Here is a 1,017-nt window from a genome sequence, read left to right as displayed (position 1 = left end):
TGAATAAGCTGTTTTGTTGCATAGGCATTTAGACGATAGCCAACTCCATGTAAAGTTTCAATTAAATCACCACAGTTAAGTGATTCTAATTTACGTCGTAACAAGCGAATTTGAGCCGCTACGACGTTACTGACGGGTTCTGCTCCAATTTCCCAGATCTGATTCCGAATCTGTTCGCTGGTTAGGATTTGATTGGGATGCTCCATCAGATATTCTAATATTTGAAACTCTTTCGTTGTCAAAGGAATAAATTGTTGTCCCCGAATAGCTTGAACACAGACAGTACGAGTGCTATAGTCGAGGATTAGTCCACCAAGTTGCAATTTTTGGGCTTGGAGTTGAGGCGATCGTCTTTGCAAAGCTCTGATTCTGGCTAGTAGTTCCGCCCTAAGAAAAGGTTTAACTAGATAGTCGTCTGCACCTGCATCTAATCCTTCTACTTTATCCTCTAGTTGATCTTTTGCCGTTAGCATTAAAACTAATAATGAACTGTTTTGCTTCCTGAGTCGTTGACAAAGTTCAATGCCTGATATTCCAGGCAGCAACCAATCAAAAATAGCTAGGGTATAGTTAGTCCATTTATTCTGTAAATAAGACCAAGCTTCGTCACCATTTTGTACCCAGTCAACGATATACTTTTCCTGAATTAAAATTCGTTTAATTGCCTCACCTAAATCTGATTCATCTTCTACTAACAGAACCCTCATAAAATCTACCCATTTTGAAATTTCGGCAATGAGCTACACAAATTTGCTAGGAAAGTTTCCTCCTAGCAAGATACAAAAGTTTAAAAATTGATTAGTTACCGTAAGTTTGAATTCGGGCTAATCCGAGAGGAATTTCTTGATTGATCCCAACAAACTTACCATAAAGTTTATATTGCCATGTCTTAGGGTAACCAGGGGTTAAAATACCTCTCATCTTAACTGATATTGTTGTGTTAGTGGGACTTAAACACAAATCAAGCCCAAATAAACCCTAAACTTGCTTTGTAAGAAGCAAAGACATCCCTATTTT

General features: G+C 38.0%; 2 protein-coding genes. Both read right to left on the bottom strand.

Going from position 1 to position 1,017, the window contains the following annotated elements; all coding sequences use genetic code 11:
- Positions 1 to 707 (bottom strand): two-component system response regulator RppA (gene rppA, locus C7H19_RS25245; RefSeq protein ID WP_106459636.1); only part of this gene is annotated, 707 nt, incomplete at its 3' end.
- A 91-nt stretch (positions 708 to 798) separates the two neighbouring features.
- Positions 799 to 921, bottom strand: a complete 123-nt coding sequence (locus C7H19_RS27070; protein ID WP_281261741.1) for a hypothetical protein — start codon at positions 919 to 921, stop codon at positions 799 to 801.
- Positions 922 to 1,017: the final 96 nt, after the last annotated feature.

It is taken from the genome of Aphanothece hegewaldii CCALA 016 (assembly GCF_003007785.1).
GTDB lineage: Bacteria > Cyanobacteriota > Cyanobacteriia > Cyanobacteriales > Microcystaceae > Chroococcus > Chroococcus hegewaldii.
Note: the sequence above shows the minus strand (reverse complement) of the source record. Positions and strands in the feature narration are given on the sequence as shown.